The organism is Methanomicrobia archaeon (genome assembly GCA_016930255.1).
Lineage (GTDB): Archaea > Halobacteriota > Syntropharchaeia > Alkanophagales > Methanospirareceae > JACGMN01.
In genome coordinates this window covers 1-24,284 of the sequence record JAFGHB010000051.1, presented here as the reverse complement: position 1 = coordinate 24,284, position 24,284 = coordinate 1, and the positions used below count along the sequence as shown (strand labels likewise).

Sequence of the window (24,284 nt, the reverse complement as noted above, 5' to 3'; positions counted from 1 at the left end):
GCCATTTGCGGCGGTGCCGGTGATATGCGCGCCCGGCACGTACTCGAAGACCTTCACGAAGCTTACGGGGTTGAGGTACTCGGGCGTCCATGCCTTGACGTTCTCCTGCCCGGTCTTGACCCCGTAGAGGTACACCTGCAACTGTTGATCGGATTTGGAGATGATGAAGACGTTATTGTTGGTCGTATCCTGAATTACCCACCGGCCTTCGGTTATCCTGCTCACGCTGCTTTGCTGGGAGAAGGGAATACCGGAGGAATTAAAGGCGGTAACGAACAACGCGGGCAGCGTTTCGTTATTCAAGTCGTCTTCGATCCAGGCTCCGGCGGGGAGGTCGAAGAGATGCCCGTGCAGGATCTGCGCCTGGGTCGCGGTCGTGGCATAGTCATTGGAGTAGCTCCGCCAGTTCATGTAGCCCGTGTTCTCGTCCATGATGACCATGGGCAGGAAGAACGTGGGCGACTCGTGGATCAGGCGATAATGATGCAAGGCGGGGATGATCGTGCCATCTACGTTTGTTTCTGTACCATCGAACATGTGCAGTCGCGCCTCCATGGTGGTGTAGTAGTAGCCGAGGCTGCTGTACCGTTCGGGGTCACCGGCCCAGACGGTCATTGCACCGTACTTGTTGTAGAACGAATTCCAGATATCTGCCATCATGAAATCACTGACCACGTACTTCACGTCGAGCGCATCGGCAATCTCGTTCGCAGCGGGCTCGCTATTAGCGATAAAGAATACAGACGCACCCGGGGTATCCCCTTGATAAGGGCCGCCGATGCCCTGCTGGAAGGGATTGGCAACCGGAATTCTTCGACCGATGCGCATGATCCAGTGGCCGTAGTCCCACCAGCTAATAACCGAATAGGCTGAGTCCGGATATGCATAATCTTCAAATCTCCCTGTCGTTTCATTGATCGGCGGCAAATCGTATAACCCGTAGTAATCCAGACCAGGCTCAGGCGTGTTCTCGCCCATCCAGGCAAGTGCTTCATACCAGTTATTGTCCGGTCCACCACCAGACCGTGCACTTGCTAACGTCGTTGTGAGTGGTGGGTAAAAGACAACCAAACCAATAACAAGAACCGTAAGGATGAGTTCAGGCCGAATGGAGATAGCGATTTTTTCTTTATTGACTTTGAGCCGGTTTTCTGTCTCTGCAGGTTTCACTTTCGACTTTTCTGAAGCGCCGCCTTTCGTGTTCAGCTTCATCTTCCCTTTTACCTTGCCGCCCTTTACAGCTGCTTTGCCAGTTTCCGTCGCTTTGCCTCGTGACCAGACCAAATCAATAATAGTTCCAGAGAACAGCCCGCAGAGCAGCGCGACGTTGATCGCGTAATATGCGGCAAATCGGTTCTGCCCGAAGGCCGCGAAGAGTATGACGCCGCTCCACACGAGTATGAGCACCTCTTCAGCGCGGAATTTCTTCGCGATGTTGTAGCCAATCACGAGGTAGCCGGCGAAGGCGATGAAGAAGGTGGTGCTGAACCACCGCCAGGCCTCGCCATCAGCGATTTTGCCGGTGTACTGCGAGAAGATGTACATTGGATGCACCTCTGCGATGGTCAATCGCGAAGTTGTGGGGAAGAATATATCGAGCTGGTGAATAAGCGTTGAAAACAGTGAGGGTTTCAAGACGCTGAGAAGGAGGAGGGATACCACACCCAGAGCTCCAATTGCAATTGGATACCCATACGGCTCTATTTCCTTCGTGCGCATCACAAAGGAGATCAAACTAAGGGCAATGAAGACCGCCACTCCGAGGAGCAGCGAAATGGATTGAATACTTGTTAGAGCACCGATGTAGGGTGCCGGAGCGATCATGAGGAAAGCAACAAGAAAAGCAGGGACTGCGATAATGGCCAGATACTCTGGTGGTTGCGCTCTCAAATGATCTATGAAGTGTTGCACCACTGCGTAGATAAGTAATATGAATATAATGAGCGGTGCACCAGTCCAGGAGAGGTAAAAGGTACCGAGGAAGATGCCAGTAAAAACGGAATATATTAGCGGTTGTTTTAGAGCAGACCAGTTCTTTTCTTTTAGTGTCTCAAACGTAATCCCTTTTGTCTGCGCGGCCTTTAGTGCGAGCATGAAAAAGAGCATTGCGGTTGTGCCAAAGAGCGTTTCCGCAGCGTGATGGTCGGTGAAGCCCAATATGGACCGTGATAAGAACTGTCCCGGCAGGATAGCGATGAGCGCAGCGGCAAGCAGACCTGCATTCCGGTTCCATACCTCCTTACCGATGAAATAGACGGGGATGACGGTAAACGCACCCAGAACTGCGGGATACCAGGCGCCGATTACTTCTATGCCGTGTTGCCCCAGAGTAGTAATGGGGTCGCCACGGCCCAGTATCCAGATGGCAACAGAGAGCAGATAATCGAATAATGGCGCATACCCAATTCGTGTCCCATGGGGGAAAAACGTGTAAGCTTCATAGTAAATTCGGTGTGGGAAGTTATGCAGTGTGGAGTCAACGAGTCGCATATTGTACCAGGGGTCGTTCCCGCCGAAGCGCACGAATGCGCCTCCAAGAACACTGTCATAGGGCAATGCGACCCGAATGTACAACGACAAACAGAAGATGAGCGCCACGGCGATTCCGCAGAGGACCGATATCTTTTCTACCTTTCTCAGGTCTCCAAGTACTGGCTTCATTTGTCTCTCTATCCTGCTACCACTTCCATTATAGGTCTGAGTCCTCCCTATAAATAGCTTCACCAGGAGGGCTTATCGTGAATAAGATATGGCACAAGCGGGGAAATTGCCGTGCCGGGTGAAAGACGGCGTCCAAGAGTTATAGGAGTCTTCTGGACGGTCCGTGATATACCTTTACCTTAAGTCTCCCACAATTATGTAGTAGTAATGAACCTCTCAATCATCGGGGCAGGTTACGTCGGCCTGGTGACCGGGGGCTGCTTTGCGAAGCTCGGGCACCACGTCATCTGTGTGGATCTCGATGAGCGGAAGGTGGATACGATCAAAAGCGGACGGTCTCCGCTCTACGAAGCGGGATTAGATGAGCTTCTCTTCACCCATCGCGATAGTATCACGGCTACGACCGATTACGATTATGCGCTTACTAATAGCAAGGTAACGTTCATCTGTGTGGGCACGCCATCAAATGATGACGGGAGCATCGATCTCTCGTATGTGCGAACAGCAGTGGAAGAGCTCGGCAGAGGTCTGAAGGAGACGGCGGGGTGGCACCTCGTAGTTGTGAAGAGCACGGTGCTACCTGGAACGACACGGGACGTTGTTTTGCCCTTATTGGAGCAGCATTCAGACAAGCGAGCGGGCATAGATTTTGGTGTGGCGGTGAACCCTGAGTTTTTACGAGAGGGCGTAGCGGTAAACGATTTCTTAAATCCAGACAGGATCGTGATCGGGGTTTCCGATGAGCGGAGCAGGGACGTGTTGCGCGAACTTTACGAGCCTTTTTCTTGTCCTCTTGTAGAAACCTCGCTGTCCGCGGCGGAGATGATCAAGTATGCGAGCAATGCGTTCTTGGCGGCGAAGGTCTCGTTCATCAACGAGCTCGGCAATCTGTGCAAACGCATCGGTGTGGATACGTACGAGGTGGCAGAGGGCATGGGTTATGATAACCGAATAGGCAGAGCTTTTCTTGATTCAGGGATCGGCTGGGGTGGTTCCTGTTTCCCCAAAGATCTTCATGCGCTGATAGTGTGGGCGCAGGAGCTGGGCGAGGTACCGACGTTGTTAGAGCAGGTTGTGGCGGTTAACGAGCGTCAACCAGAGCGGTTAATCGAGCTGTTGAAACGGCACATACCAGACTTAAACGGTCGTACGATCGGTATCCTTGGGCTGGCCTTCAAACCCGGCACGGACGATGTCCGGGAGAGCAGGGCGATACCGGTCGTGCAGCGCCTTATTAAGGAGGGTGCCGTGGTGAAGGCGTATGATCCCGAGGCGATGGAGAACTTCAAGCAACTGTTCCCAGATATCGTTTATTGCGGTACAGCGGAGGAGGCTTTATTAGCCGATGCCGTTCTTATTCTTACCAACTGGGAGCAGTTTCAAGCACTGGACTATACCGGCAAAATCGTTATTGATGGCCGGCGTTTAGCAGAAGCCCGAACGACGGCGAAGCGGTATGAGGGGGTGTGCTGGTAGTGATGAAAGGATTGATACCGGCGGCAGGAAAAGGAACGCGGTTGGAGCCGATAACGTTAGCGATTCCAAAAGAATTATTGATGGTCGGCGATAAAGCGATAATCGAGCATGTGATCGATGCTTTTAAGATCGCAGGCATAACGGACATTACGGTCGTGGTGGGCTGGAAGAAACATGCGATCCTTGATTATCTCGGGTCTGGCGAGCGGTTGGGTGTTCATCTTACGTATGTTGTTCAGGATACCCAGAATGGCTGGGCAAAAGCGATCCAGGCGGGCGAGCGCGTTATTGGTGATGAGCCTTTTGCGCTTGTGCTTGGGGATGACTTCTTCTACCCGAAGAGTTTCTTGAAGGATCTCATCGAGTTTCACCAGTCCGAGAACCCTGATGTGAGCGTCGGGGTGACGGAAGTAGAAGACCCCACGCGGCATGGTATGATCAAGCCACGAGGTAACGAGATCATTGACATTATCGAGAAGCCATCACGGGAAGCGGCCCCAAGCAATCTCGGGTGCATCGGTGTGTATGTCTTCACCCCAGCGATCTTCGCTGCAATACGGGAGACGAAGATCGGGCTCAATAATGAATATCAACTGGCGGACTCAATGAAGATTTTGATAGCTGAAGGTCGTCGTCTATTGTATAAGCGAATAAATGGCGAGCATATTGATGTTGGAACGCCAAAGGATTTGGTCAGATCAAACCTCCGTTACATCGAGTTACAAAACGCTAACATTTAGTGTTGGTGCTTGAAAAACCGCGTGATAGCATCAACGATGTACGTTAGCTGCTCCTCGGTTAGCTCCGGATATATCGGTATAGAGAGAATCTCTTCTGCCAGCATTTCAGCTACCGGATAACTGCCTTTTTTATAGCCGAGGTTGGCATATGCAGGCTGTAAATGGAGCGGCAGTGGATAGTGAATGCCACACTGTATTCCCTGCTTTATCAAATACTGCATGAGCTCGTCTCGTTGCTTCGTCCGAATAACGTACATGTAGTACACATGCTTCGCACCCCCTGCTTCGACAGGTTTCTGCACCTCTGCGGGCAGCATATCATCATAGAACGAGGCGTGCGCTCGTCTGAGATCTGTCCAGCGGGAGAGATATGGAAGCTTGGCATCCAGTATTGCAGCCTGTAACGCATCCAGCCGATAATTATACCCCTCGATGGTGTGCTCGTATTTCGTTTTTCGGCCGTGATTCAGGAGTAATCTCACGGTCTCAGCGATTTCGTCATTATTGGTGACCACGCAGCCGCCATCGCCGAAGCATCCGAGATTTTTCGCAGGGAAGAAGCTGAAGGTTGCGATGTCGCCGTAAAATCCGGGCTGATGCCCGTGCCACTCGGCAGCATGTGCCTGTGCGGCATCTTCAATGAGGAACAGAGCGTTTGCGTCAGCGATCTCCTTGATGCGCGCCATATCAGGCAGCTGCCCGTAGAGATGGACCACAACAATAGCCTTTGTTTGGGGGGTGATTACCGTGCTCAACTGATCGATATCGAGGAGTTGCGTTTGCGGCTCAACGTCGATGAATCTAATCTTCCCGTGAACGTAGGAGATATTCTCGGTGGTAGCGATGAAGGTGTTGGGGACCGTGATGATCTCGTCGCCCGGTTGTAGACCAGCGGCGAGCAGAGCCAGGTGGAGCGCCGTTGTTCCGCTTGAGCAGCCAATGGCATGCTTCGCCTGACAGAAGGCGGCGAAATTCTTCTCGAAGCTCGTGAGATAAGGACCCATGATGAACGCGGAATCGTCAATTACCTCCTGAATGGCCCGATCTATCTCATCTTTGATCGAGCGATAGTTGGCCTTCAGATCCACCAGCGGAATATTCATATCCCAGCCTCCAGGTCCTCATAGGCCTTCTCTCCCGTCGGATATTTGAGGTTAGACACCGCATCGATCACCTCAGCGGGGTTACCTGCGACTACCTTATCGGGAGGAACATCCATCGTGACGACACTCCCGGCCCCTACCAAGGCGTTAGCACCGATCGTCACACCGGGTAGAATGGTGGCATTGGCCCCGATCTTTGCATTCTTTCCTATAACCACACCCTTGAGAAACGCTTTCGACTTTTGTGATTGTGGATATTTCGCGTTGGTAAGCGTCACCTGGGGGCCGATCCAGCATCCCTCATGGAGCACGCAGTACTCAGGAATAAACGCCTGCGAGTGGATTCGTACGCGGTCTTCTATTTTTGTCTTGAATTCGATAACCGTTTTGGTGCCGATGCTCACCTCATCGCCAATGAGGTTCTCCTCACGAATACTCACCTGGTTCCCGGTTTGGAAGTCGTCGCCAATGGTATTGCCGGCATAGATAACGGTATGAGACCGGATAACAGCGTTCTTGCCAATGACGGTTTTCAGTTCTCCTTCCGTTATCCCTCGCGGCGGCGCGCCGATGATGACGAAGTCCTCGATAAGCGCATATTCATCGAGCAGCACGTTCTTGAGTATCCTGGCAGTCTGAGCAATTTCGTTCATTTCACCGGTAGCTCCGTACCGTTTTGTGCGGATTCCAGGCATAATTCGCATATTCGAGTCGTGTACCAGTTTTCTCTTCCCTTGTTCAGCTCGGGCTGGGTCTCTTCCTGGTCTATTAAGGAGACGAAATACTGCAGCTCATCTTTAAGCGGCTCATTTGCCGTAATCTCTTCTACAATCGGCTCTTCCCGCTCGACTTCGTTGTACGACACCTTCAGAGGATATCTCATGATTTTTTGCGAGAAGTAATCGAGATAGATCTTTTCGTTCCCGGCGATGATCCAGAGATCGCGGGCCTTTTCGGGATGCGTGCAACTGAGCTCGATGGTCGCGAAGAAGTCGTTATAATCGAGCAGGATAGCAGCGGAATCTTCGTAGCTGTCAGACAGCAGATTCTTCTTCTTTGCATAGATCCTGGAGGGTGTTCGTTCAGTGAGGAAGTTCAGTATATCAATCACATGGATACCGAGATTCATAATGACTCCGGAGTCCGTACGCGGCGGTTTGGTAGAGTGGATGTACCGCGCAGTCAGGTATTGCAGTTCTCCGGCCTCTTTGATGAGCTCTCGTGCTCGCCTGATCGCGTTGTTGAACCGATAGAGATAGCCGACGGAGAGCACGAGCTTCTGCGATTCCGCGAGCTTCTCGAGGGCGCGACTCTGCGCCGCGGTTGCTGCCATGGGTTTCTCAACGAACACGTGCTTCCCTGCAGCGAGGCAGTCCTTCACGATCTGAACGTGCGTATCTGTGGGCGTGGTAACCACAACGGCATCCACGGTCGAGAGAAGCGGTTGGTAATCGTGAAAGAACGGGATCCCGTGCTGTTTGGCCAGTGCTGCTTTCGTGCTATCAACATCGGCAATGCACACGAGATCACAATCGATCTCTGTAAGTGCGCGCAGATGGTTGATTCCCCAAGTACCAACACCGATGAGCCCGATTCGAGTCATGTATCCTCGCTGGTAATAGCGTATCAGCCCTTAAAAATCTTGCACTTGCTCGCTCTTGCCGGAGACAGCCCACGGAGGAATCCCAGACCATAAGCGACATGAATGATAAAATACAGGGGAATACTGGTCAGGATCAGAAGGGGTGTCTTGGTCACCTGAAATGAGCTGATAACGGCAAGGAATACGTACAACGATGCAATTGCACCACCAAACCAGAGCGGGATCACAGTAAGAGCGGTAAGGGCACTGATGGTTATGATGCCGAGCACGAATGCGGATCCGAGCGTATACACGACCCGGAAAGTATCAGGATGCTTCCGTACCATCCTTGCCCGTGCCAGGCCGTACCGGTACATCTGCCGGAAGAGCCCGCGTGTTGTGCTTCGCTTGAAATGGTAGACCTTGGTATCGGGCGTATAGAGGATCTTGTAGCCCGCCTTGTAAATGCGGATATCGAGTTCGGCATCCTGCCCACACCAGAAGGCGGGGTCGAAGTTACCGACCTGCTCGACGACGTTGCGGCGGTAGCAGGCGAAGGACACGTGGTCAACGTAGCGTTCGTCGTCGAAGACCTCGTTCTGTGGGAAGATGTTTCTACCGCCCATGAATCCGGCGAAGGCGACGCCCGTCGCCTTTCCGATGAGATTCTGCTCGTCGGGTGAGACGTTGGAGCAGCCGACGGCGGCGATCTCGTCCGGTAGTTCCAAGAGTTTCGTCACGAGCACGAAGAGGAGGTTCTGCTCGGCGATGACATGCCCGGAATAGTTCATGAGCAGCTCGCCCGTGGCGTGCTCGATGCAGATGTTACGGCCGATCGCAGTGTTGCCGGTCGGGTTCTCGAAGAGCTTTATGGTCTGGTGTTTGCGAGCATATTCTTCGGCGATAGCTCGCGTATCATCCGTCGAGTTTCCGAGGGCGATCAGTATCTCTATTTTCTCCGCGGGGTAATCTAGAGCCAGCAAGGCGTCCAAGCACTGCCGCAGAGTCTTCGCTTCGTTGAGGACAGGCATGATGAACGTTACCTTCGAGTATTCCTCCTTATACATCTTCTCAGGGTAAAATTGATTCTTCTTCAAAATTATGTTGAGTACGATTCTTATTTCGTTTTGCATATTCGGCGTTATTCATACCACTTTTCCTCTTTCAGGAATAGACCGAGAATCGCTTACGGAGGCGCTCTTCGCTGAAAAGCATCCTTATCGCCTTCGCGAAAATCGAGAGCGCCGTGTATCCGGTTGTTATATCAGGTTAAAAAAGCATCGAGCGAGTCTAATCGCAAGCGATGCCGATCGTATTCGAGCCCGAGCCGTTCTAACTTGCCGTTGGTCTGCAGATTCCCTTTTCGCGATGGCACGTGCTGTTTCCACATGGTCGCTTGCTCAAATTAACCACCAGCAAGCGATATGCGCGACGCATCGTCGAGCCAGATGATCGCGTTTGGATGGTTCACTGTAGTCCGATGCCAGTCGCTGCGTACCAGACTACTACCCGAAAGCTCGCGTTCATATCTGCATCGTTTGCTTTTCTGCTGTTTTCGTGGATTCGGCACGCAGCCATGTTTCCTCTTTTACACTGGGCAGCATGGAAGCCCTGATACTGTTGCGGCTATCGGGGCACCGAGTACCTCAACTTCGTGGGCAGTTACATTCTTCCAACAAACGCTTCGATACCATGAGTGCTTGCTGCGCGAGAAGATGTCCCTTGTCTATGCCGACGCGATCGCCGAAATCAACTAGAGGACGTTGAAACCGATCAACAAGACGTACCTGATCCGGTTGGTGATAGGCTTACTGATCCTAATCAGTAGAAACTGCGTATTCCTACCGGGTATCAGTATCTCATGGTCGTTGCATAAAAGTATTTCCACTACGCGATTTTGGCCTGGCGCCAAAGTTAGCGCAATCGGGCGACCGGGTATGGTACGGCCATATCAACCGGCAGAGCGGAGGTTTTCTCAGGGTGGTATTGATTCAGAGCGCGTGGCCGCAGTACTATCGTCCACGCCGAATCGATTCAAGCGGATTTATCAGAAGGCGGAGGCGAGAAGAGGTGCTAAAATGGCGATCGTTGCCACCGATTGTAACCTTGCAGAGTTGGTCTGTTGGGTATTCACGAACAAGAAGCTTACGAAGAAGCTAAGGCACAAAGAGCCTCGCATGCTCCCTGTTCCCTTCAAGGGTCGTCAAAACGAGGCCGCCGTTAACGACGCACGACCATGTGCTGAGAAAGACACGAAGAGATGAATATCGATTGATGAGAACGGTGAGGGGGTAGTATGAATGGAATCAGAACGCATAGCTTGATAGCATGAGGTATTTTTCAGAGAGGATAAGTAGCAGATTTTTATAAAGGAGACACTAAGATGAATGTGTAGGGTGGTGCAGCTGTAGCGCCGACGCAGTTTACCTAGGTGAGTAAAATTGCATTCCAAAAAATGGCTGAGAGAAATTTATTGGTTGTTCAGATTTATTTGGTATAAGTTAATAGATTCGAATCCAAATGTTGTCATTGATAATTTCTCCCACGTTAGTATTGGCGAACATGTTCGTTTAGAATTTGGCGGTAAATTTCTTTGCTAAAATTAGAAGAAGAATGAATATGGAAAAAGTAACGTTAGCTGAAGTAGCAGACTTTAACGAAACTATTTGCCCAATAGATCGAAACCGCCACCTTATAGCAGATTTTTTGGAAAAGCAAGGCTTTGAAGTTACCCCCTTGCGGGGATTGAATAAGTCCGCTTTGCTAAAAATTATATTATCCGAGAGATTTGATATACTTCATGGTCGTTCATGGGCTATAGGGAAAACGCTTGTCCGTGTTATAAGACACGAGCATTTTATCAATAGCGTTCATGGCTTTCCTCTAATTGAAGAATGCCGAAAAGCCGGACCATGGTTATGTAACAAGGCGGATATTGTACACGTCGTCTATTCGCTCACAAAAGAAAGAATAATGAATCGATGGCGTGTACCAGAAGAGAAAGTACGCGTGATTTATAATCCTGTAGACATTAAACGGTTCACTCCAAGCCCACATAACAACGAAAGGATCAAGGTTTTATATGTAAGCAGCTATACTCCGTGGAAGGCACCGGAGACCATCCCAAAATTGGCAAAACAATTCCCGAATCTCGATTTTGAGATGTATGGTAGCTGGAGCGATACAGAACTTTACCAGAAAATTTACGCGGAATCGCTAAATTTACCGAATCTTTCTGTAAATAAAGCTGTGCCTCACGATAGGCTCATAATTATTTATCAAAATGCGGATATCTTTATTTTTCCTTGTGTTCAGGGAGGGTTCGGTAATGTAGTTCAGGAAGCCATGTCTTCTGGTTTGCCTGTTATCGCTTTACGTGAAGGTATGGATGAAATTATTAACGATAGAAACGGTTTTCTTTGTGCTAACCATAATGAGCTGAAAGATTGTCTCCAAAGCGCATTGGAGAGTAATCTAGAAAAAATGGGTGCCGAGGCAAGAAAGACAATGGTTGAAAAGTGCTCTAGAGATGTTATTTTTAATAAAATGTTACAAATGTATAAGGAAGTGATGGAGATATGACGATAAAAGTATCTATGCGTCGTATTCTTAATCACCAAGGTGAATAATTACTGTATACTGTAAGAACTGTGTCACACTTGGTTGATCGGATAGCGTGGCAGGAATAGTGGAAAAGATTTACGAAGATTTACAAAAACTGATGACTTCCATGGCTGCTTGATACCCGTAGGTGCGGTAAAGACAGCTATTCTCACACCTGTCTTATGAAAAAAGAACAAAAAATGAACCCTCTTCTCTTCTGGGTTGGTGGTCTCTTCGTCCACAAGAAGGGGCAAACAAAAGAACATCACGATACACGATTCCAGAATCGCAAACGTTTTCAAAAGTTTTCAGGGTCACGTGAAAAGCAAAGAGGTGGTCGTAGTGCCACGGGATTTTTATCTTTTAAAAATATGGTTAAACGAAGTGAACGCTATGAAAAACTTAAAGTTGCACTCTGTAGCATTTCAAATGATAAAGGATGTGGAAGAACTTTACCACGTAGACTCTATCGCGCTCACGGATGGAACCAAGCTATGGAATTTATTGCGTATAGTTATTTTTTACTATTTTCAGAAGGGAGACTTATCATTATCCAAAAATATTAACTCCTACAAAAAAAAAATTAATTATTTAGTGACCAGCCTTTTACCAATTAGCTTCCCGAAAAGGATTGATTTTTGCGGTTTTTCGGGTACGGAAAGTAGGAAATTGTGGCGGGGAAAGTATTTTGATATATATATGGATCCACTTTATGAAGTACTGGGAGAAACATTTACCATTTTTGAATGGCCAAATGAACAAGGTTATAGGATTAAATACAATGGTGATGTATATTCTAAAAATTATGTGCCAATGTATATCCCTGTTTTTACAAAGACTTTTTGGAAAATAGTCTATTTCGAGGCATTTAATAAATCCCCAAAAATAATAAATAATATGATACTCACTGATTTAATAACCTACATATCTGCTGAATATTCTGTAAATAAAAAAGAATTTGAAAAATATATATATTCTTCCATCGGAATTTTTTTATCAGTTAAATTTTTTTTAAAGACCCTTTTAGAAAAGATCAATCCAAAAGGTGTGATTATAAGGTGTGGATATACTCGTTTTCATATGGCATTGTCTCAGGCTTGTAAAGAGCTTGGAATTCCAACAGTTGAGGTGCAGCATGGTTTTATAACTAGATATTCTATTGGATACGTAAAAGCCACTAATTCTCTGAACCGAGATTGCTTACCGGATTATTTCCTCTCTTACGGGAATAAATTCTCAGAAATAGTTAAAAAGGGTAATCTTTTCGACTCGCAAAACGTTGCCAGCATTGGATTCCCTTACTTAGCGGTAATGAAAGGAAAAGAAATATCTGTTAAGAATAATTTGGATAATTTTATTACCAATTACCGCTATACTATACTTATTACGTCTGATTCTTTGCTACACATAGCTCTAGCAGTTGAAGATTTTTCAATTAATTTATCGAAACGATTGGATGAAAAAAATAAAAATATAGGGATTATTTTTAAGCCCCATCCTTTTGATAAAAAAGAATACCAGAATTTACAGAAGTTAGGGAATGTTTATGTCGCAGATAAGCAAGATAATGTATACCATCTTATGAAAATTATTAATGTCCACTCTACTGTCTTCTCTACCTGTGCAATAGAAGCGCTCGCTTTCGGAAAACCGAACATCGTCATCAACATAAAAGGGAAATATGCCGATAACATTTCAGAAATTATAGATCAAAAATCTTCATTTATTGCAGACAATGTAGATGATTATATTATGAAATTAAATTTAATACTTTTAAATTATGATAAACATTCCAAAGAAGCTTTACAGAAATCTTTTGAATATTTCAAGGGAGATTCTCTCAAAAATTTGAGAAATTTTATTAATCGACTTGAAAATGAAACTTAATCTCTTCTGAAAATCGAAGCTACGGTGGTAGTAATGAGTAAAGCAGTCTGCAAACAGCAGGCGTTTAAAAGTCAAAAGACCTACGCACAGTTTGTGGCAATAAAGTTATTATATAAAAAGTAATTAAAAATATGAGGATAAAATAAGAATATAGCCAATCTAATTATTATATGATAATAATACCAAAAAACGATTTAAAAACACATAGAAAGATTTATTTATAAACGTCACTTACAGTAGATAGGAAAGCTACTAAAAGGGTCAAGTTAATCACCCTGCTGATAACGGCGTGGGCAAAAAAAGAATGAGATATAAGATCATTGCGATAATCCCTGCACGCGGTGGCTCTAAGGGACTCCCGAGGAAAAATATAAAACCTTTGTTAGGCAAACCGTTGATAGCATGGACAATAGAACAGGCAAAAAAGAGCAAATATATTGACAAAGTGATTGTGAGTACTGAAGATGAAGAAATTGCTGAGATTTCAAAGGAATACGGTGCCGAAGTTTCGTTCTTAAGACCTAAAGAATTGGCCAGAGATGATTCCCCGACAATTGAAGTAATTCTGCATGCGATTAATTGGTTTGAAAAAAGAGATGAATACTTTGATTTAGTCGTGTTACTAGAACCAACTTCACCCCTTAGGGATGTAGAAGACATAGACAACTGTGTTAAAATGCTAGTTAACAATCCTAAAGCAAAAGCCATTGTCGGCATTGCCAAGTTAGAAAGTAGCCATCCAGAATTTAATGTAGTAATCAACGACATGGGTTTTATCAGAAAACCGGATGGCACAAGCAATTTCAAATTTTTGAGACGGCAAGAATTAGAAGAAGTATACTTCTTTGAGGGGAGCATCTACATATCAAAAATAGAAGCGCTCAAAAAAAATAGAACTTTTTATCATGAATTAACTTTAGCTTATGTTGTCCAAAAATATAAATCCTTAGAAGTAGACGAACTAAGTGACTTTATATGTATAGAAGCTTTAATGAAGGCAAAAATAGAAAAGGAATTATGACCGAAAATAGGAATGTCGGTATTGCGTTATGGAACAAAGCAAAACAGATTATACCTGGTGGTAACCAACTACTCTCAAAGCGTTCAGAAATGTTTCTGCCAAATCAATGGCCTTCTTACTACAAATACGCGAAAGGTGTCGAAATTTTTGACTTGGATGGTAACAGATTTATTGATATGTCAATTATGGGCGTAGGAACTTGCATTTTGGGATATGCTGACGACGATGTGAACAACGCTGTTAAAGAAATTATAGATTCGAGCTCGATGTGCACATTGAACTGTCCTGAAGAAGTTAAATTGGCTGAATTATTATTGCATCTACATCCATGGGCAGATATGGTAAAATATACAAAGACGGGCGGAGAGGCAATGGCAGTAGCAGTAAGAATTGCACGTGCTTATACTAAAAAAGATAAAATAGCATTCTGTGGCTATCATGGATGGCATGATTGGTATTTATCAGCGAACTTAGCTGATGATAAGAATTTGGATGGACAATTGCTCCCAGGGTTAGAACCCTTAGGCGTTCCTAGAGGTTTAAAAGGAACTGCAATCCCTTTTAATTATAATGAAATAGAAGAACTTGAAGATATTATAAAAAATAATGACATTGGTGTAATTGTAGTGGAGCCAATAAGACATCAAGAGCCAAAAAATAATTTCTTAGGAAATGTGAGAAAAATTGCTGACGAGATTGGTGCTGTTTTAATATTTGATGAAATAACATCAGGATGGAGAATGAATATCGGGGGAATTCACGAACTTTACAATATCCCTCCTGATATGGCCGTTTATGGAAAAGCGATGAGTAATGGATTTCCAATGGCCGCGATTGTTGGAAAAGGAGGTATCATGGATATGGCACAAAATAGTTTTATAAGTAGTACATATTGGACTGAGAGCATTGGTCCTGTTGCATCCATAACTACGATAAACAAAATGATGGATAATAACGTTCCTTCTTATTTATGTAAAATAGGGAATTTGATAAGTTCTGGATGGAGGAAACTATCAGAAGAACACGATTTGAAAATAGATATACTGGGTATTCCACCATTAACAACTTTTGTTTTTGATTATGGAGATGATAGTCAGGCTTTGCTTACCCTCTTCACGCAAGAAATGTTAAATCGTGGGTTTTTAGCATCAAAAAGTGTATATGTTTCTTATAGTCACACTGAGGAGCACGTTGGGATGTATTTGGAGAATGTAAGCGAGGTATTTGGAATCGTTAAAAAGGCTATTAAGGAGGATAATATTTATGATCTACTAAAAGGACCAATTGCACATGAAGGATTTAAAAGATTAACTTAGAAGTGGATGATAATATGTTCAATTTAAAAGGCAAAACAATAATAATAACTGGTGGCGCAGGTCTATTAGGTAGTACATTTTCAAAAGTATGTGCAGAATATGGCGCAAATGTTGTCATAGCGGATATTGATGAAGAGGGGGCAGGCGAAGTGATAGAGAAAATAAAAGAAAAAGGATTTAATAATATAATTTTTCAAAAATCGGATATAACAAGTGAAGAGGATGTTCAGAACATAATAGACACGGCATTAAATGAATTTGGAGAAATAGATGCTTTATTGAACAATGCGTATCCAAGGAATGAAAATTATGGCAGGAAAATTGAAGAAGTTTCTTTTAAAGATTTCTGCGAAAACGTAAATCTGCATTTGGGGGGATATTTTTTAATATCAAAAAAAATATTAAATGTTATGGTAAAACAAAAGCACGGTAATATAATAAATATGGCATCCATTTATGGTTTTTCCGCACCAAAATTTGATATTTACGAAGGAACAGATATGACAATGCCTGTAGAGTACGCAGCAATTAAAGGTGCTATAATAAGCCTCACTAAATATTTAGCAACATACTTTGGAAAATATAATATTAGGGTGAACGCTGTTTCACCTGGGGGAGTGTTTAATAATCAACCAGAAATTTTTGTCAAAAATTACTCAGAAAAAGTAATTTTGGGGAAGAGAATGGCAAATACGAACGACTTGATAGGTGTTTTATTGTTTTTGTTAAGTGATTATTCAAGCTATATTACTGGTCAAAATATCGTGGTGGATGGGGGGTTTACATTATGAATATTTTTAAAATAATCGAAAATAGAACTTTTATTATCGCTGAGGCGGGTGTTAATCATAACGGCTCCTTGCAGTTAGCGAAGAAACTTGTTGACGCCGCAAAGGATGCAGGAGCTGATGCTGTAAAATTTCAAACATTCCGCGCGGATAATCTGGTTACCCAAAGCGCCAAGAAGGCAGAATATCAGGAAAAAAACGCATCTGAAGGAGAATCACAGTATGAAATGCTCAAAAAATTGGAGCTTACTAAGGATGAATTTAGCACCTTGTTCGATTATACAAAAAATAAAGGGATGATTTTCTTATCCTCACCATTCGACAAAGCCAGTGTTGATTTGCTTGATTCATTAGGTGTTAACGCATTCAAAATAGCGTCTGGAGAGATAACTAATATCCCACTACTTTGCTACGTAGCGACAAAAGGGAAGCCGATTATACTGTCCACGGGTATGTCCATGTTAGATGAGGTGGAGGCCGCAGTTAATATACTGCGAAATGTGGGGGCCCACGAAATCGTTTTGCTTCACTGTGTCTCTAATTATCCTGCGCTGATTGCAGAGACAAATTTGAGGGCTATAACAACGTTGAAACAAGCGTTCAAAGTCCCGGTTGGGTTTTCAGATCATACCATTGGGATTACTGCAACTGTTGCTGCGATCGCTTTGGGCGCGTGCGTGATCGAGAAGCATTTTACGCTCGACAGGTCATTACCGGGGCCCGACCATCAGGCATCATTGGAGCCTGAGGAGATGATGGAGTTGGTGAAGACCATAAGAGCGGTAGAGCAAGCTCTTGGAAACGGGATAAAAAAACCCACACCGAGTGAAGAAGTGATGAAAAAAGTCGCAAGACGGAGTATTGTGGCGGGCGAAGATATTTCGGCAGGCACTATTATTACTGCTTCGATGCTTGACCTGAAGCGACCTGGTACAGGACTCGAGCCACAACAGTTGAATAACGTCATTGGAAGGAAAGCAAATAAGGCAATCAAACGTAACGAGCTGATCACGTTTGAAATAATATCATGAGAAAAATTGCGGTCATTACAGGTACTCGCGCGGAGTACGGGATACTCAAACCAGTAATTCGAGCGATTGATGCACATCCTGAATTGGAGCTTTCATTGATCGTAATGGGAATGCATCTACTGCAGGATTTCGGATTTACTCTACGAGAAATTGAAAATGATAGCTTTGAAATAGCAGCAAAGATTGAAGGGTTGTATGCCAAAGATAGCGGCGAGGATATGGCACGATCTGTTGGTGAGGGTATTGTACAATTAGCAAGAACGCTGGTCCGCCTCAAGCCTGATGTTTTATTACTTCTGGGTGATCGTGGCGAGATGCTTGCGGGTGCAGTCGCCGCAACCTTTATGAATATCCCTATCGGCCATATTCATGGTGGAGACGTCTCGGGGAACGTTGACGAACCTGTCCGACACGCCATTACTAAACTGGCACATATCCACTTTCCGGCCACGAAAGAAAGCGCGCAGCGAATCATTGCCATGGGTGAGGATCCTTCATATACGTTTACCGTTGGCGCGCCGGGCCTTGAGACCATTTTCCATGAAAAGTTCATCGAGCCACCTGTATTGGCAGAAAAATACCATCTGGATCTTTCACAACCTCTTTTACTTGTTCTTCAGCATCCCGTAACGACCGAAGTCGATGAGGCTCCGGGCCAGATTCGTGAAACGCTGGAAGCCATCGCGGATTTGCAATACCAAACAATTCTGATCTATCCAAACGCAGATGCAGGCGGACGAAGAATGATCGAGGTAATAAAAGAATACGAAACGGAGAAATACCCATTCATCGGAACCTTTAAAAGTATATCGCACGAAGAGTATCTCAGTTTAATGAAGATAGCAAGCTTGCTCGTTGGCAATTCAAGTAGCGGCATTATTGAGGCGCCGTCGTTCGGGGTGCCTGTGGTGAACATCGGCTCGCGGCAGCAAGGGCGACAGCGGGCTGAGAATATCATTGACGTCGGGTACAATCGGGCACAAATTGCAGCTGCGATACGAACAGCTCTTGACGATGAAGCATTTAAAGCAAAATCAAGGAGCGGTAAAAATCCGTACGGGGATGGTCGGGCAGGGGAAAGAATTGCTAAAATCTTAGCTGGGATAAAAATAGATAAGAACCTGTTAAAGAAGAGAATGAGCTACTAGTATGAGATTTGAAACTTGGGAGTTTCCGGAGATAGAAGAGGCAAAATTGACGAAATATTCTTGGCTTGTTCACCACAAGGAAGGGCTCAAATTGGGCTATAAGACCGATATTGGCGCTTTCACATACATTAACGCGAAAAACGGCGTGATTATCGAAGATTTTGTGCAGATTGGCTCTCATTGTGCTATCTATTCAGTCTCCACGATTGACGATAAGCAGGGAGAAGCCGTTCTTAAACGAAATTGCCGTATCGGGAGCCATTCGGTGGTGATGCCCGGTGTGAAGGTTGGTAAAAACACAATTATCGGCGCTTTCAGTTTTGTGAATAAGGATGTTCCTGACAACGTTGTTGCCGCTGGCATTCCAGTAACAGTACTGAGGAACTTGACAGAAGAAGAGCTGAAGAAGCTTGAGGAGGATATCCAATGACCTGGAAAATACCGTTATTCAAGATTTTTTGGGACGATGAGGACGTAAAAGCTGTAACGGAAGCGATAACCGCGGGCATGAATTGGGCGGTGGGTCCAAACATAGGGCGGTTCGAGGAGTTAATTTCCGACTATGTCGGTACCGAGTATGCTGTCGCTTTCAACTCTGGGACCTCCGCGTTACACGCCGCGCTGTTAGCTTACGGTATCCAGCACGGAGATGAAGTTATCGTTCCGTCCTTTACGTTTATAGCAACCGCAAATGCCCCTCTTTTCGTGGGTGCCAAGCCCGTCTTTGCGGATATCGAAGAGGAAACATATGGCCTAGATCCAGAAGATGTTAAGGAGAAGATAACAGGGAAGACAAAAGCAATTATGCCCATACATTACGGCGGCTGCTCATGCAAACTTAGGGAGCTAAAGGAAATTGCGGATGATCATGATTTGATACTCATTGAGGATGCCGCGGAATCGTTGGGTGCAAAAGTCGGGGATGAAATGGCCGGTACGTTCGGAGATGCTGCTATGTTCAGTTTTTGCCAAAATAAACTTGTTACAACCGGTGAAGGTGGCGTTATACTAACCGATTCAAAAAAAATTGCGAATAAATTGAGATTGTTCCGGTCACACGGGCGATTGGAAACATCTGATTATTTCTCGTCACCTGATAGTTTGGATTATGTCACCTTGGGTTACAATTTCAGAATGTCAAACATTACTGCCGCTCTTGGTATAAGTCAACTTAAAAAAGTAAATGAGATCATCGAAAGACGTCGAGAAAATGCTAAATTTATGAGTGCTAAACTTTCTAAACTAGATTATGTTACGACACCCAAACCTCCGAACGAATATTTCCACGTTTATCAAATGTATACTGTACGGGCTAAAAATCGGGATGGTTTGATTAACTATTTGGCTAAAAATGGAATTCTGACAAAAGTATATTTTCATCCGGTTCACTTAACAAAATTTTATACTGATGTGCTGGGATACTCCAGCAAATTAGAAACAACTGAAAGGATAGCTAAAGAGGTAGTAACATTACCTATGTATCCCGCACTAACGAAAGAGGAGATAGATTTAATAGTTAGCGAAGTTAAAAAATTCTACGGAGATGTCAAATGATTGGCGGGGAAAAAATTTATCAGAATAAAATTATTCTTGTAACCGGGGGGGTGGGATCAATTGGCAGTGAAATTGTGAGAGCGGTTTTACGAGGTCATCCAGAGGCTGTGCGAGTATTGGACAATAACGAAACAGGATTATTTGATTTAGAACAGGAACTACAATCGGGGAAAATAAGACCCTTTGTTGGGGATATCAGAGACAAGGAACGGTTAGAACGTGCTATTGAAGATGTGGATATTATATTCCATGCCGCTGCTTTAAAACACGTGCCCTTATGTGAATACAATCCATTTGAGGCCGTGAAAACGAATGTGATTGGAACACAAAATGTGATCGAGGCGGCAATGGACGCTGAGGTCGAAAAGGTAATAACGATAAGTACAGATAAAGCGGTAAATCCTGTAAATGTTATGGGTGCCACAAAATTGCTGGCAGAACGCTTGACAGTGTCCGCGAACTTTTATAAAGGAGATCGAAAGACTGTGTTTTCTTGTGTCCGTTTCGGAAATGTCTTGGATACACGTGGATCAGTAATCCCCCTATTCAAAAAACAATTACAAAATGGCGGTCCGCTTACAGTTACCGATCCGGATATGACTCGATTTATAATGAGTATCTCGAAAGCGGTTGAACTCGTGTTAAAGGCCGCGAAAATGGCACAGGGTGATGAGCTCTTTATTCTTAAGATGCCCGCAGTACGAATTGGGGATTTGGCAGCGAGGATGATCGAAGACTTAGCACCAAAATACGGGAAGGATCCAAATAAGATAGAAATAAAAATTATCGGACGAAGGTACGGTGAAAAAATGCATGAAGAACTGATGACTGAGAATGAAGCCCTAACTGCATATGAAGGTGACGAACTGTTTCTGTTGTTACAACAGGACAACAGCTATACCGAAACACGTTTATATAACTTACCGGAAAACTTTAAAAAGGCTGAAGATATAAAATACACTTCCAGAACGGCACCTTTAATTAGCGAAGAAGAAATTCAATTGTTATTAAGCGAATTCAAAACTTAAATAACTCCTTAAAGAATTTAATTTAATCCATATAAAGACTTTAATAAGATAATATAGCGAGATTGACACTTGATTTTGCTAAAATTGCAACAATGCCAGTAATTAAAGTTGTAAGATTTAATAAAATTTTAAACCAGAATCGCAACAGATGCGCAAATAATTCCATATAAGGAAAGATAAATGTGGTGTTCTAGTTATCTTCATTTTTTGGATAGATCCTCTTTTATATATCTGATCATCTCTTTGAGATTTAATGTATCAACAAAGAAATCAAAATCCTCTCTTTTAAATTCCCTTATCATCAACAATATCCCCAAATAGATGGCAAACCCGCATAAAATTATTATTAATAATTCGTACCATCTCTGAATGTGTATGGTTTGGTTAATATAAACCAGAATTATACCCATCATTGTTGCAGCCAAGGCATGCAAAATTATTCGCGAATAACCTAAAATATGGGTATTTTTCCAGGCCATAACTCTGATATAAATGAAGCCCACAGCATACGCTACGACCGTTGCTATTGCCGCTCCCTGCGCGCCCAAACCTCCGATTTCTTTTGGAATTAAAAGCAAGTTGAGGAAAACATTACAAATCACCATAATTAAATACCTATCCCGAACTATCCAAGGCATATTCATTCCTTGGAGTTTACTCACATAAGGATACGCTAGTGATTCGAGTAAAACGAATAGAGGCAGTATATGCAAAACAGATAAAGCTGGCATATACTCATCACTAATCAAAATATGAATTATAGGCTCAGCGAGTGCGATTATAATGATTATGATGGGAAAAACAATCATGCTTAAGTACCGCTCGGATTTTAGGACGAGTTTTTCAATTTCTTTACCATTATTTCGAGCGTGATATTCGGAAATTGTGGGGAATAAAAGCAATCCGACAGCGGATACAAAAAGTATAATGACTCGCGAAAAGTTAAAAACGGCGAAATACTCGCCTACCTGCGTGGCACCCCAGAAAAACTGGATGAAGACTTTATCGACGCTCGTCATGATAATATAAGACGTAGACACGAGTGCCATTGGCAAAGCAAACGTGAAATAGCCCCTGAAATACTCCCAGGTCGGCTTTTTAAGGGGGTAATCTCTAAAAAATACTAAAGCAAGTAAAAGGTGGAATATTTCACCTAAAAGGTAAGTACTGACCAAAGCTAAAGCACCAAACCCATAATAAGCCACAAAAAGTGTTGCTACAACACGAGCAAGTGTGAAAGAAAAATTGGGCAATTGTGACTTGGCAATCTCTCTTCTAGCATTAAAAGTCGAGACGAATATCTGGGTAACTGTGTGCAGGACAAAGTGAGCAAGCATAATATAAATTGCTATTTCGTGAACTGGGGTCTCAAAACCTCTACCTAGTATGTACTTCCATGTTGCAACAGAGCCAATGACGACACATACCATCAAGCTAGCCAAAGAGAGCTTTATAGCAGCAAAGGTGCCCACACATGTCCCGAGATCTTTACCTTCTGATACTCGTTTAATATGTGCATGATCAAATCCTAATTGCCCTATAATTGAAAATAATGCCACGAATCCATAAGAGAAGCCAACAACGCCATATTCCCATGGCTCCATATATACAGCAATGAACTTTAAGGCAACATAGGCCAGCAACCCATTGAGGAGCTGCGTGATAATAATTAACGTAGATTTTCGGGCAAGCATGATACGAAAATAATAGTTTAATGGCTATATAAATTGCCAAAGAGGCAATCAAAAAAGCATTTTATGCTGCATTTAAGCGATTTATCACCCCATTAATCAGGTATCAAGCTCTCTCTTCTCTCAGCATCAGCACACTCAGAAATATCGCCGTGAAGATCGTCTGGATCCCGACCGCCGCGAGCACCATCGCCAGTACCGCGGTGGTGATCTCCGAGAGCGACCCGAACCCCGTGTTGACCCACGTTCCTATCACCTTAAGACCGAACGTCAACCCTAGTAACAACAGTCCGATCCCAAGCGCAAGCTCCTTCTCCAGCGAATGGTAGTCCAGCAGTTTCTTGATCCACCCTTCCTTCTCCGCTATGCCCTGCACCGCTGCGTACGCCTTCATGATAATGCCGGTTGCCACGGTCTGGAACCCGATGATCACTAGGATGCTGCTGAAGATGAGCGAGTGCATATGTGACGTCTCCACGTTACCGCGCAGCAGAATCGTCAGGCTCAGCAGCACGCCCAGCAGGAACACCAGCGCGCCCGGAAAGAAGAGGAATGGCTCAGGTCGGTAGAGCATCATGAACCGGATATGCCGCCAGCCGTCCCGGAACGAGTGCAGCTTCGAGGGCGCGTTGCGTGCATAATAGTTTATCGGCACTTCCGCAATCAGCAGCTTCTGCTTCGCCGCCTCCACCACCATCTCGGATGCGAACTCCATACCGCCTGTTCGTAATTTCATCTGCTCGTACGCTTCTCTCGTGAACGACCGCATCCCGCAGTGCGCGTCCGAGATCTTGATCTTGAAGAGCCAGCTCAGAAGCTTCGTTAAGAACGGATTACCGATGTATTGGTGCAGCCGCGGCATCGCGCCCTTGTAAATCGTGCCACCGAAGCGATTGCCCATCACCAAATCCGCTTTATCTTCCAACAGCGGCTGCAAAAATTTCGGGAGTTCCGCGAAATCGTAGGTGCCGTCTGCATCACCGATGACAATATACTTCCCGGTAGCGTGCGCGAGCCCCGCGAGATACGCGTTACCATACCCGCGCTGCTCCGGCGTGATCACGATCGCGCCCAAAGATCGCGCGATCTCCGGCGTACTATCCGTCGAATTATCCGCCACAATGATCTCGCCATCGAGCTGCTGCTCCGCAAATACCCTCAGTACTTTCTCGATACACACACCTATCGTGCCTTCCTCGTTCATCGAGGGCATGACCACTGATACGTCCGGCATCTCTCGTTCTACGCTCACTTAGTTCTTAGCAATACCTTGGCGCCTGCTCATTAAAAACTGTTTCCGGACAGACGATGACGGGTGCTCTGCTGCCATTTTGCGTTAGCTTACCATCTCGCTCTCCCCCCAAGTTCTATGGGCTTGTCAGAATCTTCGCCTTAGTCTCCGCGGCAACGAAGACGATGCATGGGGCGTCCTCATGTTCTCGATCAGAGCCCTGGGCCCGTGCTTGCGCAAAAAAAAGGCGGTCGAAAAAGTTTGTTTTGAACATGAGGATTTAGATATTAGATATTGTTTGTAATTTGTGATTTGAAATTTGTAATTTAATTAAACAAATCACTAAACCCCGTATATGCTCGTAAACGCGCGCAAGGGATACCAACCATGCACTGTGTAGTACGTAAAGTCATCTTCAGGTGCT

The 24,284-nt window shown here is 45.0% G+C and carries 21 protein-coding genes; 13 read left to right on the top strand and 8 right to left on the bottom strand.

Annotated elements, in window-relative coordinates; translation table 11 throughout:
* Positions 1-2,661: oligosaccharyl transferase, archaeosortase A system-associated (locus tag JW878_07650; protein ID MBN1762930.1), on the bottom strand; the 2,661-nt coding region annotated here is incomplete at its 3' end.
* Between the two features lie 207 nt (positions 2,662-2,868).
* Between JW878_07650 and JW878_07645 the strand changes: the two genes are divergently transcribed.
* Together JW878_07645 and JW878_07640 are read left to right on the top strand one after the other, a co-directional pair.
* On the top strand, positions 2,869-4,137 hold the full coding sequence (locus tag JW878_07645; protein MBN1762929.1) for a UDP-glucose/GDP-mannose dehydrogenase family protein: 1,269 nt from the start codon (positions 2,869-2,871) through the stop codon (positions 4,135-4,137).
* 2 nt (positions 4,138-4,139) lie between these two features.
* Positions 4,140-4,877, top strand: a complete 738-nt coding sequence (locus tag JW878_07640) for an NTP transferase domain-containing protein (protein MBN1762928.1) — start codon at positions 4,140-4,142, stop codon at positions 4,875-4,877.
* Here the strand turns inward: JW878_07640 and JW878_07635 are convergent.
* The 5 genes from JW878_07635 to JW878_07615 form a co-directional block, all read right to left on the bottom strand.
* On the bottom strand, positions 4,874-5,980 hold the full coding sequence (locus JW878_07635; GenBank protein ID MBN1762927.1) for a DegT/DnrJ/EryC1/StrS family aminotransferase: 1,107 nt from the start codon (positions 5,978-5,980) through the stop codon (positions 4,874-4,876). The genes JW878_07640 and JW878_07635 overlap by 4 nt on opposite strands.
* Positions 5,977-6,633, bottom strand: a complete 657-nt coding sequence (locus JW878_07630; protein MBN1762926.1) for a transferase — start codon at positions 6,631-6,633, stop codon at positions 5,977-5,979. The genes JW878_07635 and JW878_07630 overlap by 4 nt, the downstream gene beginning before the upstream one ends.
* Positions 6,630-7,583 carry a Gfo/Idh/MocA family oxidoreductase gene (locus JW878_07625; GenBank protein MBN1762925.1) on the bottom strand — a complete coding sequence of 318 codons (954 nt, stop codon included), beginning with the start codon at positions 7,581-7,583 and terminating at the stop codon, positions 6,630-6,632. Before JW878_07625 ends, JW878_07630 begins: the two co-directional genes overlap by 4 nt.
* Before the next feature lie 23 nt (positions 7,584-7,606).
* Positions 7,607-8,629 carry a glycosyltransferase gene (locus JW878_07620; protein MBN1762924.1) on the bottom strand — a complete coding sequence of 341 codons (1,023 nt, stop codon included), beginning with the start codon at positions 8,627-8,629 and terminating at the stop codon, positions 7,607-7,609.
* A gap of 338 nt (positions 8,630-8,967) precedes the next feature.
* The gene (locus tag JW878_07615; GenBank protein MBN1762923.1) at positions 8,968-9,132 is read right to left on the bottom strand and encodes a hypothetical protein; all 165 of its coding nucleotides are present in this window, start codon (positions 9,130-9,132) and stop codon (positions 8,968-8,970) included.
* A 367-nt stretch (positions 9,133-9,499) separates the two neighbouring features.
* Between JW878_07615 and JW878_07610 the strand changes: the two genes are divergently transcribed.
* From JW878_07610 to JW878_07560, 11 genes are all read left to right on the top strand, one after another.
* A complete protein-coding gene (locus JW878_07610; protein MBN1762922.1) occupies positions 9,500-9,826 on the top strand; it encodes a hypothetical protein in 327 nt (108 codons plus the stop codon).
* 355 nt (positions 9,827-10,181) lie between these two features.
* The gene (locus JW878_07605) at positions 10,182-11,144 is read left to right on the top strand and encodes a glycosyltransferase family 4 protein (GenBank protein ID MBN1762921.1); all 963 of its coding nucleotides are present in this window, start codon (positions 10,182-10,184) and stop codon (positions 11,142-11,144) included.
* 363 nt (positions 11,145-11,507) lie between these two features.
* On the top strand, positions 11,508-13,052 hold the full coding sequence (locus JW878_07600; GenBank protein MBN1762920.1) for a CDP-glycerol glycerophosphotransferase family protein: 1,545 nt from the start codon (positions 11,508-11,510) through the stop codon (positions 13,050-13,052).
* A 304-nt stretch (positions 13,053-13,356) separates the two neighbouring features.
* The gene (locus JW878_07595; GenBank protein MBN1762919.1) at positions 13,357-14,073 is read left to right on the top strand and encodes an acylneuraminate cytidylyltransferase family protein; all 717 of its coding nucleotides are present in this window, start codon (positions 13,357-13,359) and stop codon (positions 14,071-14,073) included.
* Entirely contained in the window at positions 14,070-15,389 is a 1,320-nt protein-coding gene (locus JW878_07590; GenBank protein ID MBN1762918.1) for an aminotransferase class III-fold pyridoxal phosphate-dependent enzyme, read from the top strand. The genes JW878_07595 and JW878_07590 overlap by 4 nt, the downstream gene beginning before the upstream one ends.
* Positions 15,390-15,403: 14 nt before the next feature.
* Positions 15,404-16,180, top strand: coding sequence for an SDR family oxidoreductase (locus tag JW878_07585; GenBank protein MBN1762917.1), 777 nt, complete (start codon positions 15,404-15,406; stop codon positions 16,178-16,180).
* A complete protein-coding gene (neuB, locus tag JW878_07580; GenBank protein ID MBN1762916.1) occupies positions 16,177-17,208 on the top strand; it encodes an N-acetylneuraminate synthase in 1,032 nt (343 codons plus the stop codon). The genes JW878_07585 and neuB overlap by 4 nt, the downstream gene beginning before the upstream one ends.
* Positions 17,202-18,356: a UDP-N-acetylglucosamine 2-epimerase (hydrolyzing) gene (gene neuC / locus JW878_07575; GenBank protein MBN1762915.1), complete on the top strand. Its 1,155-nt coding sequence runs from the start codon at positions 17,202-17,204 to the stop codon at positions 18,354-18,356. Before neuB ends, neuC begins: the two co-directional genes overlap by 7 nt.
* Position 18,357: 1 nt before the next feature.
* Complete coding sequence (locus JW878_07570; GenBank protein ID MBN1762914.1) at positions 18,358-18,786, top strand: acyltransferase; 429 nt, start codon at positions 18,358-18,360, stop codon at positions 18,784-18,786.
* On the top strand, positions 18,783-19,910 hold the full coding sequence (locus JW878_07565) for a DegT/DnrJ/EryC1/StrS family aminotransferase (GenBank protein MBN1762913.1): 1,128 nt from the start codon (positions 18,783-18,785) through the stop codon (positions 19,908-19,910). Before JW878_07570 ends, JW878_07565 begins: the two co-directional genes overlap by 4 nt.
* The gene (locus JW878_07560) at positions 19,907-20,938 is read left to right on the top strand and encodes a polysaccharide biosynthesis protein (protein MBN1762912.1); all 1,032 of its coding nucleotides are present in this window, start codon (positions 19,907-19,909) and stop codon (positions 20,936-20,938) included. The genes JW878_07565 and JW878_07560 overlap by 4 nt, the downstream gene beginning before the upstream one ends.
* Positions 20,939-21,138: 200 nt before the next feature.
* On the opposite strand, the gene JW878_07555 is transcribed toward JW878_07560, so the two are convergent.
* Together JW878_07555 and JW878_07550 are read right to left on the bottom strand one after the other, a co-directional pair.
* Positions 21,139-22,632 carry a flippase gene (locus tag JW878_07555; GenBank protein ID MBN1762911.1) on the bottom strand — a complete coding sequence of 498 codons (1,494 nt, stop codon included), beginning with the start codon at positions 22,630-22,632 and terminating at the stop codon, positions 21,139-21,141.
* Between the two features lie 103 nt (positions 22,633-22,735).
* Entirely contained in the window at positions 22,736-23,863 is a 1,128-nt protein-coding gene (locus JW878_07550) for a glycosyltransferase family 2 protein (GenBank protein MBN1762910.1), read from the bottom strand.
* Positions 23,864-24,284: the final 421 nt, after the last annotated feature.

Bases quoted from the DNA above. Each gene is read 5' to 3' on its own strand.
- JW878_07550 (MBN1762910.1), bottom strand. From the start codon at position 23,863: ATGCCGGACGTATCAGTGGTCATGCCCTCGATGAACGAGGAAGGCACG.
- JW878_07635 (MBN1762927.1), bottom strand. From the start codon at position 5,980: ATGAATATTCCGCTGGTGGATCTGAAGGCCAACTATCGCTCGATCAAA.
- JW878_07555 (MBN1762911.1), bottom strand. From the start codon at position 22,632: ATGCTTGCCCGAAAATCTACGTTAATTATTATCACGCAGCTCCTCAAT.
- JW878_07605 (MBN1762921.1), top strand. From the start codon at position 10,182: ATGGAAAAAGTAACGTTAGCTGAAGTAGCAGACTTTAACGAAACTATT.
- JW878_07565 (MBN1762913.1), top strand. From the start codon at position 18,783: ATGACCTGGAAAATACCGTTATTCAAGATTTTTTGGGACGATGAGGAC.
- JW878_07585 (MBN1762917.1), top strand. From the start codon at position 15,404: ATGTTCAATTTAAAAGGCAAAACAATAATAATAACTGGTGGCGCAGGT.
- JW878_07620 (MBN1762924.1), bottom strand. From the start codon at position 8,629: ATGTATAAGGAGGAATACTCGAAGGTAACGTTCATCATGCCTGTCCTC.
- JW878_07625 (MBN1762925.1), bottom strand. From the start codon at position 7,583: ATGACTCGAATCGGGCTCATCGGTGTTGGTACTTGGGGAATCAACCAT.
- JW878_07640 (MBN1762928.1), top strand. From the start codon at position 4,140: ATGAAAGGATTGATACCGGCGGCAGGAAAAGGAACGCGGTTGGAGCCG.
- JW878_07610 (MBN1762922.1), top strand. From the start codon at position 9,500: ATGGTACGGCCATATCAACCGGCAGAGCGGAGGTTTTCTCAGGGTGGT.
- neuB (MBN1762916.1), top strand. From the start codon at position 16,177: ATGAATATTTTTAAAATAATCGAAAATAGAACTTTTATTATCGCTGAG.
- JW878_07645 (MBN1762929.1), top strand. From the start codon at position 2,869: ATGAACCTCTCAATCATCGGGGCAGGTTACGTCGGCCTGGTGACCGGG.
- JW878_07595 (MBN1762919.1), top strand. From the start codon at position 13,357: ATGAGATATAAGATCATTGCGATAATCCCTGCACGCGGTGGCTCTAAG.
- JW878_07630 (MBN1762926.1), bottom strand. From the start codon at position 6,633: ATGAACGAAATTGCTCAGACTGCCAGGATACTCAAGAACGTGCTGCTC.
- JW878_07590 (MBN1762918.1), top strand. From the start codon at position 14,070: ATGACCGAAAATAGGAATGTCGGTATTGCGTTATGGAACAAAGCAAAA.
- JW878_07560 (MBN1762912.1), top strand. From the start codon at position 19,907: ATGATTGGCGGGGAAAAAATTTATCAGAATAAAATTATTCTTGTAACC.
- JW878_07570 (MBN1762914.1), top strand. From the start codon at position 18,358: ATGAGATTTGAAACTTGGGAGTTTCCGGAGATAGAAGAGGCAAAATTG.